This is a genomic window from Halogeometricum sp. S3BR5-2 (assembly GCF_031624635.1).
Taxonomy (GTDB): domain Archaea; phylum Halobacteriota; class Halobacteria; order Halobacteriales; family Haloferacaceae; genus Halogeometricum; species Halogeometricum luteum.
In genome coordinates, this window is the sequence record NZ_JAMQOQ010000005.1 from 303703 (window position 1) to 317961 (window position 14259).

15 protein-coding genes are annotated in these 14259 nt (G+C 69.5%); 9 read left to right on the forward strand and 6 right to left on the reverse strand.

The genetic code is table 11. The features are described from left to right. Positions 1-83: 83 nt before the first annotated feature. Positions 84-416 carry a hypothetical protein gene (locus NDI79_RS18200; RefSeq protein ID WP_310930082.1) on the forward strand — a complete coding sequence of 111 codons (333 nt, stop codon included), beginning with the start codon at positions 84-86 and terminating at the stop codon, positions 414-416. Positions 417-607: 191 nt separating this feature from the next. Here the strand turns inward: NDI79_RS18200 and NDI79_RS18205 are convergent, their stop codons facing one another. After that, a complete protein-coding gene (locus tag NDI79_RS18205; protein ID WP_310930083.1) occupies positions 608-1330 on the reverse strand; it encodes an Sjogren's syndrome/scleroderma autoantigen 1 family protein in 723 nt (240 codons plus the stop codon). A gap of 194 nt (positions 1331-1524) precedes the next feature. Between NDI79_RS18205 and mdh the strand changes: the two genes are divergently transcribed. The 3 genes from mdh to NDI79_RS18220 all read left to right on the forward strand — a co-directional run bounded on the left by mdh (position 1525) and on the right by NDI79_RS18220 (position 4116). Beyond that, the gene (gene mdh, locus NDI79_RS18210; protein WP_310930084.1) at positions 1525-2439 is read left to right on the forward strand and encodes a malate dehydrogenase; all 915 of its coding nucleotides are present in this window, start codon (positions 1525-1527) and stop codon (positions 2437-2439) included. Positions 2440-2526: 87 nt separating this feature from the next. Beyond that, complete coding sequence (locus tag NDI79_RS18215) at positions 2527-3438, forward strand: CPBP family glutamic-type intramembrane protease (RefSeq protein WP_310930085.1); 912 nt, start codon at positions 2527-2529, stop codon at positions 3436-3438. A gap of 306 nt (positions 3439-3744) precedes the next feature. Then, positions 3745-4116, forward strand: coding sequence for a hypothetical protein (locus tag NDI79_RS18220; RefSeq protein ID WP_310930086.1), 372 nt, complete (start codon positions 3745-3747; stop codon positions 4114-4116). A 5-nt stretch (positions 4117-4121) separates the two neighbouring features. On the opposite strand, the gene NDI79_RS18225 is transcribed toward NDI79_RS18220, so the two are convergent. Both NDI79_RS18225 and NDI79_RS18230 read right to left on the reverse strand, forming a co-directional pair. After that, positions 4122-5855 carry an excinuclease ABC subunit C gene (locus tag NDI79_RS18225; RefSeq protein WP_310930087.1) on the reverse strand — a complete coding sequence of 578 codons (1734 nt, stop codon included), beginning with the start codon at positions 5853-5855 and terminating at the stop codon, positions 4122-4124. A 67-nt stretch (positions 5856-5922) separates the two neighbouring features. Next, positions 5923-6336: a DUF7344 domain-containing protein gene (locus NDI79_RS18230; RefSeq protein WP_310930088.1), complete on the reverse strand. Its 414-nt coding sequence runs from the start codon at positions 6334-6336 to the stop codon at positions 5923-5925. Positions 6337-6509: 173 nt separating this feature from the next. Between NDI79_RS18230 and NDI79_RS18235 the strand changes: the two genes are divergently transcribed. From NDI79_RS18235 to NDI79_RS18245, 3 genes are all read left to right on the forward strand, one after another. Beyond that, positions 6510-6830 (forward strand): DUF7967 family protein, encoded by a 321-nt coding sequence (locus NDI79_RS18235; protein WP_310930089.1) that lies wholly within the window; start codon positions 6510-6512, stop codon positions 6828-6830. Between the two features lie 97 nt (positions 6831-6927). Then, on the forward strand, positions 6928-7953 hold the full coding sequence (locus NDI79_RS18240) for an ABC transporter ATP-binding protein (RefSeq protein ID WP_310930091.1): 1026 nt from the start codon (positions 6928-6930) through the stop codon (positions 7951-7953). Continuing rightward, positions 7950-8879: an ABC transporter permease gene (locus NDI79_RS18245; RefSeq protein ID WP_310930092.1), complete on the forward strand. Its 930-nt coding sequence runs from the start codon at positions 7950-7952 to the stop codon at positions 8877-8879. Before NDI79_RS18240 ends, NDI79_RS18245 begins: the two co-directional genes overlap by 4 nt. A 38-nt stretch (positions 8880-8917) precedes the next feature. Here NDI79_RS18245 and NDI79_RS18250 read toward each other — a convergent pair whose 3' ends face one another. The 3 genes from NDI79_RS18250 to ligA all read right to left on the reverse strand — a co-directional run bounded on the left by NDI79_RS18250 (position 8918) and on the right by ligA (position 12290). Then, on the reverse strand, positions 8918-9658 hold the full coding sequence (locus NDI79_RS18250; protein ID WP_310930093.1) for a DICT sensory domain-containing protein: 741 nt from the start codon (positions 9656-9658) through the stop codon (positions 8918-8920). Between the two features lie 6 nt (positions 9659-9664). Continuing rightward, positions 9665-10069 carry a DUF7344 domain-containing protein gene (locus NDI79_RS18255; protein WP_310930094.1) on the reverse strand — a complete coding sequence of 135 codons (405 nt, stop codon included), beginning with the start codon at positions 10067-10069 and terminating at the stop codon, positions 9665-9667. A gap of 103 nt (positions 10070-10172) precedes the next feature. Beyond that, positions 10173-12290, reverse strand: coding sequence for an NAD-dependent DNA ligase LigA (ligA, locus tag NDI79_RS18260; RefSeq protein ID WP_310930095.1), 2118 nt, complete (start codon positions 12288-12290; stop codon positions 10173-10175). Positions 12291-12431: 141 nt separating this feature from the next. Between ligA and NDI79_RS18265 the strand changes: the two genes are divergently transcribed. Together NDI79_RS18265 and NDI79_RS18270 are read left to right on the forward strand one after the other, a co-directional pair. Then, a complete protein-coding gene (locus NDI79_RS18265; protein ID WP_310930096.1) occupies positions 12432-13655 on the forward strand; it encodes a pyridoxal-phosphate-dependent aminotransferase family protein in 1224 nt (407 codons plus the stop codon). A 94-nt stretch (positions 13656-13749) separates the two neighbouring features. Then, the gene (locus NDI79_RS18270; RefSeq protein WP_310930097.1) at positions 13750-14223 is read left to right on the forward strand and encodes a cation:proton antiporter regulatory subunit; all 474 of its coding nucleotides are present in this window, start codon (positions 13750-13752) and stop codon (positions 14221-14223) included. Positions 14224-14259: the final 36 nt, after the last annotated feature.

The following is a 14259-nucleotide window of genomic DNA, read 5'->3' on the forward strand; positions in this document are numbered from 1 at the left end:
CGACTTAGTATCTGGACGGACAGTCATCTATCTCGGATATCGTAGCAACGACTATATGTTATCCCAGCGTGCTTACACGATGTATGAGTCCCGACCTCCCTCCCGGCGCGGTGCGGGCGTTCTACGGTACCCCGCAGCACGAGACGCGTTCGTCGACCGACGCCGAGCGGGCACGCGTCGCCTCCGTCTCGTCACCGCCCACCGACCGCGAACTCCGTTCGTACGCCGAGCGTTCCGCGTCGACGCCGACGGAGGGGAGAACGGGCACGAACTCGGACTCGGACTCCCGGCGGTCGAACCCCGAAGAACGGCGCGCTCACGCCGACACGCTCCGTCGGCGGGCCGAACGTGAACGCACCGACGAGGAGTCCCCGGCGTCGCGCCTCGGCGCCCGGGGTATCATGGTGCGGTGGTGACGGGGTCGACGTGCCCCACTAGTACGTGACCGAACTGCCGCCCTTCGACCGAGCGGCGTCTCCCTCGGCCGACTCCGGCGGCTTCGACGACGGCGAACGCCACGGTACGGTCGCTGCGGCCGGAACCGTCGACGGGTGGGGACATCGAACGTGCGCTTCGCAGAGCGACCGAGAAAGAGGTGTAGTGCCGTCTACCGGTCCAGCGCGTCCAGCGCCTCGGCCGCTTCGCGGGCCGCTTGGAGGTGCGCCGTCGCCTGCTGCGGTTCCTCGGTGGCGGTCGACCGTCGCGCGTGTTTCGTTATCGCCTGCAGGAGCGCCTCGCGCGCGCCCTGCATCGACCCGCTAGCCGAGTCCGCTCCGCTGACCGCTTCCGCCGCGGGCTCGGTCGACCCGCCCGTCGGTGCGGTCGACGACGTCCCGACGGCCGCTTCGGTTCCCGGCTCCCTCGCCGTCTGCTCGGACGCGGCGGTTCCACCGCTCGACCCGCCGGCCCGCGCGTTCTCCGCACCCGTGCCGGACGCGCCGCCCGCGTCGGCGACTCCCGACGGTACGTCCCGTTCGGGTTCCGGCGTCGGCACCGACTGCGCCGCCTCGCCGGTCGCCTCGCGGCCCTCCGCCGCTTCCGACGCGGCCTCGGCCGGAGCCTCCCCGGCCTCCCCGTTGGCCACCTCCGCGGCGGCGGCGTCGGCCGTCTCGGCCGCCGCGTTCGCCTGCTCGTTCTGGCAGTTCGGACAGAACTCCGTCCCCTGATAGCGGAAGATGGGCGTCCCGCACTGGTTGCAGTGCTTGTTCGTCATCGTCGCCCCCTGCAGGAGGAGTTCGCTCATCCGCTGGGTCTCCTCGCGGCGCTCCGCGTCCTTCTCGTACTTCTCGCGGAGGCGCTGTCGCTCCGCCTCTTTGTCGAAGTCGCTCATACCTCGGCGGAGGGGACGTGCGTCGAAAAACCCACCGGGACCCGACGACTCGGCCGACCCGGCGGACCGCGTCCCGTCCCCGTCCCCGTCCCGCCCCCGTTTTCGACAGACGACGAACACTAATACGACGATAGAGCGTCGGAGGAGCCGGTTCCGAAGCGTTTAATCGGAATCCGCCGCGTCCTTTACGTGGTATGACGAAAGTTAGCGTGGTCGGTGCGGCCGGGACGGTCGGCGCAGCCGCCGGGTACAATCTCGCGCTTCGGGACGTCGCCGACGAACTCGTCTTCGTCGACATCCCGGACATGGAGGACAAGACGGTCGGGCAGGCGGCCGACACGAACCACGGCATCGCCTACGACTCGAACACGGAGGTGTATCAGGGCGGCTACGAGGACACGGCGGGGTCCGACGTGGTCGTCATCACCGCCGGCATCCCGCGCAAGGAGGGACAGACCCGCATCGACCTCGCGGGCGACAACGCGCCCATCATGGCCGACATCGGGTCCTCGTTGGCCGAGCACAACGACGACTTCGTCTCGGTCACCACCTCGAACCCGGTGGACCTCCTGAACCGCCACCTGTACGAGGCGGGCGACCGCGACAGACACAAAGTCGTCGGCTTCGGCGGCCGACTCGACTCCGCGCGGTTCCGCTACGTCCTCAGCCAGCGCTTCGACACGCCGGTGAAGAACGTCGAGGCGACCATCCTCGGCGAACACGGCGACGCGCAGGTGCCCGCGTTCTCGAAGGTGCGCGTCGACGGCACGGACCCCGAGTTCACCGCCGACGAACGCGAAGAGATCCTCTCTGACCTTCAGGAGTCCGCGATGGACGTCATCTCGCGCAAGGGCGCGACGCAGTGGGGCCCGGCGACGGGCGTCGCCCACATGGTCGAGGCCATCCTCCGCGACACCGGCGAGGTGCTGCCGGGGTCGCTCGTCCTCAACGGCGAGTACGGCTACGAGGACACCGCCTTCGGCGTCCCGGTCAGACTCGGCTCGAACGGCATCGAAGAGGTCGTCGAGTGGGACCTCGACGACTACGAGCGGGAACTGATGGACGACGCAGCCGAGAAACTGAGCGACCAGTACGACGAGATTTCGTAGTCGGCGTTGGCGTTGACGTCGACGCGCCTCGGACGCGACGGCGACCACCCGTATCATTTATTGCGCTCACCCGGCGAACGGCGAGCCATGGCTCTCGAATCGGTCCGGACGCGTCGCGTCGGCGTCTTCCTCGCCGTCGCCTTCGGCGTCGCATGGGCCACCGCCGCGGCCATCTACGCCACCGGCGGCCTCGCGGACAGTCCGGTCGTCGTCCCCGGTCTCGGCCTCACGCTCGCGTCCGTCCTCCTGCCGACGGCGTACATGTTCGCGCCGGCCGTCGGCAACGTCGCCGCGCGACTCGCCACCGGCGAGGGTCGGTCGAACCTCCGGGTCCGCCCTCACCTCTCGGGGTCGCTCCGCGTCTACGCCGCCGCGTGGGTCGCACCCGCCCTCCTCACGTTCCTCGGCGCGGCGCTGTACTTCGCGGTTTTCCCCGGCCAGTTCGACCCCACGCTGTCGGCGTATCGGTCGGCGCTGGAGGCCGCCGCGGGCGGCGTGCCCGTCGACCCGTGGACGCTCGTCGGGATTCAGGTCGTCGCCGCGCTGACCATCGCACCGCTCATCAACGCCGTCTTCGCCTTCGGCGAGGAGTTCGGCTGGCGGGCGTACCTGCTGCCGAACCTCCTCCCCCTCGGCGCGACGCGGGCGACGCTCCTCGTCGGCGTCGTCTGGGGGGTCTGGCACTGGCCCATCGTCGCCATGGGGTACAACTACGGCTTCGGCTACGTCGGCGCGCCGTGGACGGGGTTTCTCGCCATGTGCCTGTTCACCGTCGCCACCGGCGTCTTCCTCGCGTGGGCGACGCTCCGGACCGACAGCGTCTGGCCCGCGGCCGTCGGTCACGGTGCGATAAACGCCGTCGCCGGACTCGGGACGCTGTTCGTCCTCGGCTCTCCCCACTCGCTCCTCGGGCCCGCCCCGGTCGGCGCCCTCGCGGCGCTCCCGTGGGTCGCACTCGCGGCGTGGTTGCTCCTCCGGTCGGACGCGTTCGCGTCGTGAACACCGTTTCGGACCCGCACGGCCGCCGCGTGGATGCCCGTCTTCACCGTAGCGCGCGTGCACGCGCCGTCGTTCCGACGACGCCGAAGATACCGACACCGTATGGGGAGAATAACCACGAAGAGACCGTCTCTACTAGCACATATTCACCATCTTCTTCAGTTCGGGCCGCTCCGGAGCGACCGGCCGCACGGGTCGGTAGGACCCGCGTACGCCGAGTGATACCCCCGTTAACCCCTGTTAACCCCCGATTACGGCTTCGGTAGCCCCCGCGTAGTTAGGTCCGAACGGGGGGTCCTGTGCGGTATGAGCGCAGACGTGTACCGATACGACATCGTCGACGGCGTCGCCCTGTTCGACCTCACGGAGTTCCGCGTCGGCGGCGGCGTCCTCCTCGAACGGTTCTTCGAGACGGTCGCGGCCGTCTACTCGCGCCCCGACGTGGACGCCTCGGTGTTCGTCCTCGGCGACGGCGGCGGCATCAGCAAGTGGTTCTTCGAGCGCTTCGACGCCCTCGCCGCCGAGATAGACGAGTTCGGCGTCCGGCGCGTGGCGTTCGTCGGCCCGACGGCCAAGCAGGTGGCGCTCCGCGGGCGCCTCCGCGGGACGAACGCCGTCGTCGAGACGCCCGACACGCCGCAGGACGCCGTGGACTGGGCGCGGGGACTCGAACCCTAACTAAGCTACAACCGCTCTTTGAGCGTCGACGCCGTCTTCTCGCCGACGCCCGGCACGTCCGTCAGGTCCGACACCGTCGCACCGCGGACGTTCTCGACGCTGCCGAACCGCCGCAGGAGCGCGCGCCGCGTCTTCTCGCCGATGCCCGGCACGTCGTCGAGAACCGTCCGCACGTCGTCGCGGAGCGTCTGGTGGTACTGGACGGCGAAGCGGTGCGACTCGTCGCGGACGCGCTGTAAGACGTGCAGGTGCGGCGAGTCGGCGGGCCAGTCGTGCACCCGGTCGGGCGTGATGACCAACTCCCTGTCCTTCGCGAGGGCGACGACGGGCACGTCCCAGCCCACTTCTCGCATCGCATCCGTCGCCGCGCCGAGTTGGCCGTCGCCGCCGTCGATGAGCAGCAGGTCGGGGTCCGGCCTGTCGTCGCGCCCCTCGACGGCGCGCTCGGCCCGCCAGCGGATGAGCGCGCGCATGTTGTCGTAGTCGTCGTTTCGCTCCGGGAGCTTCTTCCGCCGGTAGTCGGCCTTCACGGCGTCGCCGTCGACGAAGCAGACGTCGCTGCCGACGACGGCCTTCCCCTGCGCGTGGCTCACGTCGAACCCCTCGATGCGGGAGATTCCGGGAATCCCCAGCGCGTCCGAGAGCGCGCCGAGTTCGTCGTTCCGGGCCGGGCCGCGCCGGGCGTTCTTCAGCGCGAGTTCGACCAGTTTGGCCTCGCGGCCGGCGCCGGGGACGCGGACGTTCACGCCCTCGACGCGCAACCACTCCAGCACGTCCTCGTCGTCCGGACGTTCGGAGAGGAGGACGGCGTCGGGGAGTTCGCGCTCGGCGTAGTACTGGGGCAGAAAGGCTGAGAGCACGGCCGCCGAGCGCTCGCCTCCCTCGGGGGCGTCGAGGCGGTGCCGCGAGCGGTCGACGAGTTGGCCGCGTTTGCTGTGCAGGCGCGCGACGGTGGCCGCGTCGCCCTCGATGGCGACGCCGAGCACGTCGACGGCGCGCTCGTCGGACTGCGAGGAGACGGCCTCCTCGCCCGCGCCGTGGAACGACTCCACCGCTTCGAGTCTGTCGCGGGCGTTGGCCGCCCGCTCGAAGTTCTCAGCCTGGGCGGCCTCCTCCATCGTTCGGCGGAGCGGGTCCGCGAGGACGCCCGTCTCTCCCTCGAAGAATCGGACGACCGACTCCACGTCCGCGAGGTAGTTCTCCTCGGATATCTCGCCGGTGCAGGGGGCCGTACAGAGCCCCATCTCGTAGTCCAAGCAGGGTCGGTCGCGGTTGGCGTACTTGTGGTCCGAACAGCCGCGGATGCCGTAGTACTCCCGCAGCGCCTTCACCACCGTCTCGACGCGGCCCTTGTCGGTGTACGGCCCGAACACCGTCGCCCCCTCCTCCGGGTCGCGGGTCACGTCGATTCTGGGAACGGGATGGTCCGTCAGTTGGACCAGCGGGTAGGATTTGTCGTCCTTCAGGCGGACGTTGTACCGCGGCTGGTGGCGCTTGATGAGGTTCGCTTCGAGGAGGAGCGCCTGCGTCTCCGTGTCGGTGACGGCGAAGTCGATGCTCGCCGCCCGGTCGACCATCTGCCGGATGCGCTCGCCGCGCGGGTCGGCGTACGACCGCACTCGGGCGCGGATGTCGACGGCCTTGCCGACGTACAGGACGGTGTCGCCGTCGAGGAACTGGTAGACGCCGGGCCCCGTCGGCAGGTCGCTCGCTCGCTCGCGGACGTCGCTCGCATCCATCTACGCGAGGTTACGCCCCGAACGGCTTGAGGCTGACGCGCGGCGAACGGCCCCGGTCGCGGGGCCGCTACCGCCCGTCGTCGCCGTCGCTCGCGGGCACGGCGTCCGAGCGGTTCGCCGGCGACGCCGCCGCCTCGACCTCCCGCGTGTCGGCGTCGAGACGGGCCTCGAAGGCCCCCGCGGCGCGCCTGAGGTCGTATCCTAGGGGGGTCACGTCGTACTCCTCTCCCGCGGTCCGCTCCACCACCCCACCCGACTCCAGTTTCGGAAGGTGGACGTGGCCGAGGGATATCTCGACTTCGGTCTCCCGTTCTCCGGTCGACTCGGCGTCGCCCGCGCCGTCGGAGCGGCGCGCGACGATTCGTCGCGCCAACTCCTCGCAACCGAGCGGTCTCTCCGCGTCGGCCAGCACCGCGAGCGCCCGCCGTCGTCGGTCGGTCGATACCATCTCGTGTAGGTCCCCGATATCTGCCCTCCCCATACCATCCGAACAACCGTCCCGAGGGGAGTTAATACTTACTAGGATTACATTTCGACACGACACGTCGACGAGCGCGGCTCCCGTCACCGACTCGCCCGGACCGCCGCGCTCAGAGGGAATCAGTTCCGGCCGCGGGCGACAGCGTCAAGCGTCCGCTGGTCGAGGCGTCGGACGTGAGCGACTCCGATTCCGACACCGAGTCCCCCGACGATTCCGCCGCCGAGAACGACGACAGCGTCCGCTGTTGGCTCGTCGAACGGACGTACACCGACCGCGGCCTCATCGACCTCGTGTACGCGACGCCCGCGGGCGACCGGGTGCGGCGAAAGCAGATATCGGCGACCATCATGCGCCAACGCGGCACCGAGGCCACCGCGGCGACGACGGTGGCGGCCGCGGACCTCGAACCCGTCGACGACGCCGAGACGCGGGAGCGCTACCGGACCGAGGTCGAACGCGTCCGCGAACGGTACGACCCCGGCGACGAACTCTAAACAGAGTTCGGGGCGAGACCCCCCGGAACGCGCCTCCCAGTCTCAACGCTGATTTTTGCACCAAACGCTTTATCCGGGGAACGGACTACCCTCGCCCATGGCCGCCATCGAACTCGACGGGGTAACGAAACGGTTCGAGGAGGGCGGGAGACTCTCGCGCCTCGTCGACTCCGTTCGGAACGCCGAGCGTTCCGACGACGTTACCGCAGTCAGAAACCTCTCGCTGACGGTCGAGGAGGGCGAAGTGTTCGGTTTCCTCGGTCCCAACGGCGCGGGGAAATCGACGACCATCAACATGCTCCTCGACTTCGTGCGCCCCACCGAGGGCTCGATTCGCGTCCTCGGCTTCGACGCCCGCGACGAGAGCGTCGACGTGCGCGCACGTACCGGTGTCCTCCCCGAAGGCTTCGACGTGTACGACCGCCTCACCGGGCGGCAGCACGTCGAGTTCGCCGCCTCCTCCAAGCGACTCGACGAGAGCGACGCCGACATAGACGCCGTCCTCGAACGCGTCGGTATCGCCGACGCCGCCGACCGGAAGGCCGGCGGCTACTCGAAGGGGATGCGCCAGCGCCTCGCCCTCGCGATGGCGCTCGTCGGCGACCCGGACCTGCTCGTCCTCGACGAACCCTCCTCCGGCCTCGACCCGGCCGGGGCCAAGGAGATGCGCGACATCGTCTCCGAGGAGGCCGAACGCGGGACGACCGTGTTCTTCTCCAGCCACGTCTTAGAGCAGGTCGACGCCGTCTGCGACCGCGTCGGCATCATGCGCGAGGGCGAACTCGTCGCCGTCGACAGCGTCGATAGCCTGCGCGAGAAGTCCGACGCCGACGCCACCCTCCGCGTCGAGGTGTCGGGGGACGTCTCGGCGCTGGACGCCGAGGCGGTCACCGCCCTCGACGGCGTCCGCTCGGTCACCGTCGACGACGCCGCCGACTCCCTCACCGTCTCCTGCGTCGGCGACGCCAAGATGGCCGTCATCGACGAGTTGGAGTCGCAGGGCCTCGACGTGACCGACTTCGAGACGCGCGAGGCGTCGCTTGAGGACCTGTTCCTCTCGTACACCGGCCACAGCGCCGCGGACGCGGACGAAGCGGCCGACGGACAGGAGGCGCGCGCATGACCTGGCAGGCGGTCGCCCGCAAGGAGTTCGACGACTCCATCCGCTCGCGGTGGCTCCACGGGGCGACGCTGTTTTTCGTCCTGTTCGTCGGCGGCGCGTCGTTCCTCATGTTCGGCGTCCTCCTCCCTCCGCAGTTGAACGACGCCTCCAACCTGTTCGGCTTCTTCGCCGACCTCGGCATCTTCAGGCTCTCGTTCCCCGGTCTGCTCGCCCTCGTGCTCGGTTTCGTCGCGCTGTCGACGTCGTACGGGGCGATAACCGAAGAGCGGGAGACGGGAACGATAAAGCTCGCCCTGTCGCTGCCGAACTCGCGGCGCGACCTGATGGCCGGGAAGTTCCTCGGCCGCGGCGCCGTCGTCGCCGCCGCCCTCCTCGTCGGCTTCCTCGCGGCGTTCGTCGTCCTCGTCGCCACGGGGACGACGATGAGCGTCGAGTCGCTGGTGCCCGTCGTCGCGCTGACGGTGCTCCTCGGCTTCGCGTTCGTCTCCGTCGGCCTCGGCATCTCCGCCGTCGCCGACTCGAACCGGGAGGCGACGCTGGCGACGCTGGGACTGTACCTCATCTTCGGCATCCTCTGGAAGCCCATCGCCGAGGGCATCCCGAAGCTCCTCAACTACGCCGCCGAGGAGGCCGGCGTGGGCGCCCTGGAGAACTTCACGCGGGTGAAGATAGGGCTGTTCCTGAAGTACCTCAACCCGCTCCGGACGTACGAGACGCTCGTCGCGCAGGTGTACTACGGCCCCGCGCAGGCCCGCCTCACCGGCGCCACGACGGGCGAGGCGTTCGTCGTCGGCAACCAGTTCGCCCCCGCGCAGGGCGGCGTCCCCGTCTACCTCTCGGGCGGGGTGATGCTCCTCGTCTTCCTCGCGTGGATAGTGGCCCCGGCGGTCGTCGGCTACTACGTCTTCCGCAAACGGGACCTGTAGCGGGTTCGCCGTCCGCCGCGATTTTTCGACCGCGTTCCTCACCGCTCCCCTTCGACCGCCGGGAGGAGCGACAGCGCCCGGTCGACGAGTTCGGGGTCGTACGTCCAGACGCCGCGGAAGGAGCCGTCCGGTCGCTGTTCGGCGACGAGCGCCACCCCCTGTTCGGGGTCCTCTCCGCCGTCGAAGACGAGAAACCAGTAGCGACCCAGTTCCTCGGGGGGGTCGGCGTGCAGGGTCGCGTTCGGTTCGTCGAGCGGTTCCGGTTCGGCCCCCTTCCCGCCGCCGACGTAGACGTGCACGTCCAGCGCCGTCTCGGCGGCCAACGCCCGGTACAGCTCTCGCTGCGGGGCGAACGCCGCCGCCGACTGGAACCCGGTGTGCAGCGTTCCGGTCCCCACCCGCAACGCGCGGTCCTCGAACTCCCGCACGGTCGACAGCAGTTGCCGCTTCGACAGCGACGAGAACACCGTGTCGTCGAGCAGTTCGGTGACGATGGCGCGCGCCTCGGGGTCCTCGGTCACCGCTCCGCGCCGGTTCCGGGTGACCGCGTATTCGCGGAGCGCTTCGACGGGCATCGCTCCCCGGAACCGCCCGCCGTCCCGGACGACGAGAAACGGCTCGGGTCCCCCCGGCGGAATCGGCCGGAACTCGACGTCGAGGTTCCGGGTGTCCAACCGCTCCGCGAGGTCGCCGGCCTCCGGCGCGTAGTGCGTGACGGACTTGCGGCGCCGCTCGGCGGCGTCCAGTATCGCCCGCAGACCATCTTCGTCGCCCGCCATCCGACCTCAGACTCCCCGGCCCGCGACGGCCCGCTCGTACTGGTAGCTGAACTTGATGAGCACTCTGATCGGTTCCGGCGGCGCGGAGAGCCGAACCGCGCCCGTCTCGACGTCGTACTCCACGAGGTCGCTCTCCGCGAGCACCGGCAGGTGGTGGTGGTGGAGGGCGGCCAGCACCCGCCGGTGTTTCTCGGGTCCGGCGGCGTCCTCGCCGTCCTTCAGTTCCCACCCCACGAGGACGTCGGCCACCTCCGCGAGGGCCGTCTCCGGGCGCTCCAGGAGGAACCACAGCACGCGGCGCCGCTGGCGGTGCGAGAGCGCCCGAAACAGCGCGTCGGGCGCGGGGACGCCCGAGAGACGCTCCCAGTCGTAGCCTTCGTACCCCGAGAGAGCCGAATCGTCGTCGATCATGTCTGACTCGAGCTCTTGACCGAATCGTCAGTATGTGGACCGTCAGCACGCTTCAAACCACCGAAACCCGTCGTCTGGGGAGACATTCGAGGGAGTCGACCGGCTACGGCGGGTAGTCGATTCCGCGCTCTTCGAGGAGCGACGCGAACGCCGCCTCGTCCAGTTCCTCCACGTCGTTCTCGGCGGCGTCGTCGCGTTTTGACTGGCCCGGACTCTCGCCGACGACGAGGTAGTCGGTGTTCCCCGAGACGCTTCCGGTGGCGCTGGCGCCGTGCGCCTCCACGAGGTCCTGCGCCGCCCCGCGCGTGACCGACAGCGACCCGGTGAAGACGAACGTGAGTCCGTCCAGTTCGTCGTCGCCCTCGTCGGCCGTCTCCTCCGTTTCGGGTTCGACCCCGAGCGACCGCAACTCCGCGACGGCCTCGCGGTTGGTCTCGGTGTCGAAGAACTCGCGTATCCGCTCGGCGACGGTCGGTCCCACGTCGTCGACCTCCTCCAACTCCTCTTCGGAGGCGTCCATCACGGCGTCGAGACTGCCGAACGCGCGGGCGAGGTTCCGCGCCGTCGACCCGCCGACCTCGGGCACGCCGAGGCCGACGAGGAACGCCGACAGCGACGGCGACTTCGTCGCTTCTATCTCGCGGACGAGGTTGTCCGCGCTGGTCTCGCCCCATCCCTCTAACTCGGCCAACTCCTCGCGTTCGAGTCGGTAGAGGTCCGGCAGTCCCGTGACGAGACCGGCGTCGACCAACTGCTCGACGCGTTCGCCGCCGAGGCCCTCGATGTCCAACGCGCCGCGCATCGCGTAGTGGTCGACGGCGCGCACGAGTTGCGCCTCGCAGGCGAGTCCGCCGGTGCAGAACGCCAGCGGTCCCTCGCGCTCGACCGGACTCCCGCAGACGGGGCACGCCTCGGGGAACGCGAACGTCCCCTCGGCGCGCTTTTCGACCACTTCGGCCACGTCGGGAATCACGTCGCCGGCGCGCTTGACGCGCACCGCGTCGCCGACGTCGACGCCGAGTCGCTCGATTTCGTCGGGGTTGTGCAGCGACGCCCGCGAGACGGTGACGCCGCCCACGTCGACGGGTTCGAGGAGGGCGACGGGCGTCAGGCGGCCCGTTCGGCCGACCTGCACCACCACGTCCGTCACCGTCGTCACCTCCGTGCGGGCGGGGAACTTGTAGGCGAACGCCCATCGGACGGAGCGACTCGTCGCGCCGAGTTCCTCGCGTTGGTCTCTCCTGTCCACCTTGATGACCGTCCCGTCTATCTCGTAGTTCAGACCCTCGCGCGCGGCCATCATCTCCTCGCGGTAGTCGACGGCGTCGTCGATGGTCTCGGCGTCGGTCCTCACCTCCCCGTTCGTCCGCAGGCCCCACGTCTCCAATCGCTCCAGCGTCTCCGACTGCGTCTCGGGTACCTCGCTGGCGTCGAGCACGTCGTAGAAGAAACACTCCAGCGGCCGGCCGGCGGTGACGGCGGGGTCCAGTTGGCGGAGGGTGCCGACGGCGGCGTTGCGCGGGTTGGCGAACGGTTCCTCGTCCGCTTCGACTCGCTCGCGGTTCATCTCGCGGAAGGCGTCCTTCGGCATGTACACCTCGCCGCGGACGGCGAGGAAGTCGGGGTGGTCGCCGCGTAGGCGGAGCGGCACGGACCGAATCGTTCTCACTTGCTCCGTCACGTCGTCGCCCCTGTCGCCGTCGCCGCGGGTGGCCGCGCGGACGTACTCGCCGTCCTCGTAGACGACCTCGACCGAGAGACCGTCGAACTTCGGTTCACAGACGTACGTCACCTCCCCGACCGAATCGCGCACCCGCCGGTCGAACTCGCGCACGTCCTCCTCTTCGACGGACTGGTCGATGGAGAGCATCCGCGCGACGTGCTCTATCGTTTCGAGTTCGTCCAGCGGTTCGCCGCCGACGCGCCGGGTCGGACTGGACGCGTCGTCGAGGTCGAAGGCGTCTTCCAAGTCTTGTAATCGAGCGAACAGGGCGTCGTACGCCCGGTCGGCGACGAGGGGGTCGGCCGCGACGTAGTATCTGTAATCGTGCTCTCTGATCGCTTCTCGGAGCCGTTCGGCCTCGCGTTCGGCGTCCTCGCGCGAGAGCGACTCGACGGGGTCGAAGTCGGTGTCCGGGTCGGTGAGATAGGGGTTCGAGGTGTCGGCGTACTTCGGTTCGTCTTCGCCTCCGTCGGCGTCAGAATCGGCCTCGTCGCTCATTGTCCGCCCGTCGGTCCGCCGGCGCGAAAAGTCATCGGAACGCGCCCGAACGAGTCGCGCACCCGTGTGAACGAACGGCGGCGACGGCGACGTTTGCACACACCCGCATCGCTTATTCGTGGGGACCACAATCGGCCAACTATGACAGAGGACGAAGAGGAGTTTCTCCTCCTCAACCCCGGCCCGGTGCCGGTGACCGACGAGGTGTCGGCGGCGATGGACGAACCCATGGTCTCGCACCGGTCCGCCGACTTCGAGGCGGTGTACGAACGGGCGCAGGACGGGTTGGACTACGTGTTCACCGAGTCGACGCTCGACGGGTCGTCCACCGCCCCCGACTCGGGGGGCACGTCGCTCGTCCTGAACGGGACGGCGACGATGGGCATGGAGTCGGCCGTCGCCAACCTCGCAGGCGAGGGCGACGAAGTCGTCTCGCTCGTCAACGGCAAGTTCGGGCGCCGCTTCGCACGCATCGCCGACCGCCACGCCGGCGAGGCGACGCGCGTCGAGGCCGAGTGGGGTACCTCCCTCTCCGTCGACGACGTGCGCGAGGCCGTCACCGACGACACCGCTGTGGTGACGATGGTCCACAACGAGACCAGCACGGGCATCCTGAACCCCGTCGCCGAGGTGGGCGAGATTGCCGCCGAACACGACGCCACGTTCGTCGTCGACGGCGTCACCTCCATCGGCGGCGACGAGTTCCGCCTCGAGGAGTGGAACGTCGACATCGCCGTCACCGACTCGCAGAAGGCGCTGGCCGCGCCGCCGGGGGTCAGCGCGATGTGGGTGTCCAGCGACGTAGAGGAGCGACTGGACGGCGAGTCCGCGCCGTTCTACGAGGACTTGGAGTGGCACCTCCGCAAGGCGGAGAGCCACCAGACGCCCTTCACCAGCGCCGTCCCCCTGTTCCGGGCGCTGGCCGTCGCCGTCGAGGACATCGTCGAGGAGACGATGCCGACGCGCATCCGCCGGCACCGCCGGCAGGCGGCGGCGTTCCGCGAGGGGTTCGCCGCGATGGGGCTGGACCTGTTCGCCGAGTTGGAGGAGGAGAGCGACTACTCGAACACCGTCACGGCCGTCTCCCTGCCCGAGACGGTGTACGGCGACGACGCAGACGCCTTCTTCGACGGCGTCGCGGAGCGGAACGTCAGCATCTCCGGCGGGCAGGCCCACCTCGGCGGAGAGATATTCCGCGTCAGCAACATGGGCGGCCTCCCCGACGACGCCATCCTCCGCGGCGTCCGCACCGTCGGCGAGGCGATGGACGACGCCGGCGTCGACGTGGACGTCGAGGCGGGTCTGGACGCCGCGCGCGCGGAACTCGACGCGGTAGAGTCGGAATCCGCGCCGGCGGACGACTGACACGTCGGAGGCGGTTCGCACTCTCGGGTCGGTTCCCGGAGACGCCCGCGAAACGACCGCAACGACGATACTCCCCTCTCGCGAACCCGTACGCATGAAGGTGTTCGAAACGCGGATTCCCGGCGTCGGTCTGCGGTACACGCTCCGGTTCCCTTCGGGCGGGGAGTTCGCCGTCCTGATACACGACGACGGAACCCGGCAGACCTACTGGCGGGGCGACTCGGACGCGGACGGCGAGGAGTTGTTCGAGGCCACCGAATCGCAGGCGCGGAAGATCGCCGAAATATTCGACGGGACGTACTTCCACGCCGGAGAGGAGCTAGAGGAGACGCTGCGAGACGCCCGGATCAGATGGATCGAAGTGACGGACGGTTCGCCGGTTGCGAACCGGTCGCTCCGGCAGGCGGCGCTCCGGAGTCGAACCGGCGTCTCCGTGCTCGCCATTCAGCGCGGGTCGTCGACGCTCTCGAACCCGGACCCGGACACGGAGATTCGTCCGGGCGACACGCTCGTCGTCGTGGGTGACGACGAGGCGCAGGACGCACTCTCGGAGCACCTCTCCTCGTGAACGAATCGGACCGCTCGCAGTCGGGCACGGCGTTCG

What these genes read in the sequence shown, in the direction of transcription:
- NDI79_RS18200 (WP_310930082.1), top strand. Translation starts at nt 84, where the DNA reads ATGAGTCCCGACCTCCCTCCCGGCGCGGTGCGGGCGTTCTACGGTACC.
- NDI79_RS18205 (WP_310930083.1), bottom strand. Translation starts at nt 1,330, where the DNA reads ATGAGCGACTTCGACAAAGAGGCGGAGCGACAGCGCCTCCGCGAGAAG.
- mdh (WP_310930084.1), top strand. Translation starts at nt 1,525, where the DNA reads ATGACGAAAGTTAGCGTGGTCGGTGCGGCCGGGACGGTCGGCGCAGCC.
- NDI79_RS18215 (WP_310930085.1), top strand. Translation starts at nt 2,527, where the DNA reads ATGGCTCTCGAATCGGTCCGGACGCGTCGCGTCGGCGTCTTCCTCGCC.
- NDI79_RS18220 (WP_310930086.1), top strand. Translation starts at nt 3,745, where the DNA reads ATGAGCGCAGACGTGTACCGATACGACATCGTCGACGGCGTCGCCCTG.
- NDI79_RS18225 (WP_310930087.1), bottom strand. Translation starts at nt 5,855, where the DNA reads ATGGATGCGAGCGACGTCCGCGAGCGAGCGAGCGACCTGCCGACGGGG.
- NDI79_RS18230 (WP_310930088.1), bottom strand. Translation starts at nt 6,336, where the DNA reads ATGGGGAGGGCAGATATCGGGGACCTACACGAGATGGTATCGACCGAC.
- NDI79_RS18240 (WP_310930091.1), top strand. Translation starts at nt 6,928, where the DNA reads ATGGCCGCCATCGAACTCGACGGGGTAACGAAACGGTTCGAGGAGGGC.
- NDI79_RS18245 (WP_310930092.1), top strand. Translation starts at nt 7,950, where the DNA reads ATGACCTGGCAGGCGGTCGCCCGCAAGGAGTTCGACGACTCCATCCGC.
- NDI79_RS18250 (WP_310930093.1), bottom strand. Translation starts at nt 9,658, where the DNA reads ATGGCGGGCGACGAAGATGGTCTGCGGGCGATACTGGACGCCGCCGAG.
- NDI79_RS18255 (WP_310930094.1), bottom strand. Translation starts at nt 10,069, where the DNA reads ATGATCGACGACGATTCGGCTCTCTCGGGGTACGAAGGCTACGACTGG.
- ligA (WP_310930095.1), bottom strand. Translation starts at nt 12,290, where the DNA reads ATGAGCGACGAGGCCGATTCTGACGCCGACGGAGGCGAAGACGAACCG.
- NDI79_RS18265 (WP_310930096.1), top strand. Translation starts at nt 12,432, where the DNA reads ATGACAGAGGACGAAGAGGAGTTTCTCCTCCTCAACCCCGGCCCGGTG.
- NDI79_RS18270 (WP_310930097.1), top strand. Translation starts at nt 13,750, where the DNA reads ATGAAGGTGTTCGAAACGCGGATTCCCGGCGTCGGTCTGCGGTACACG.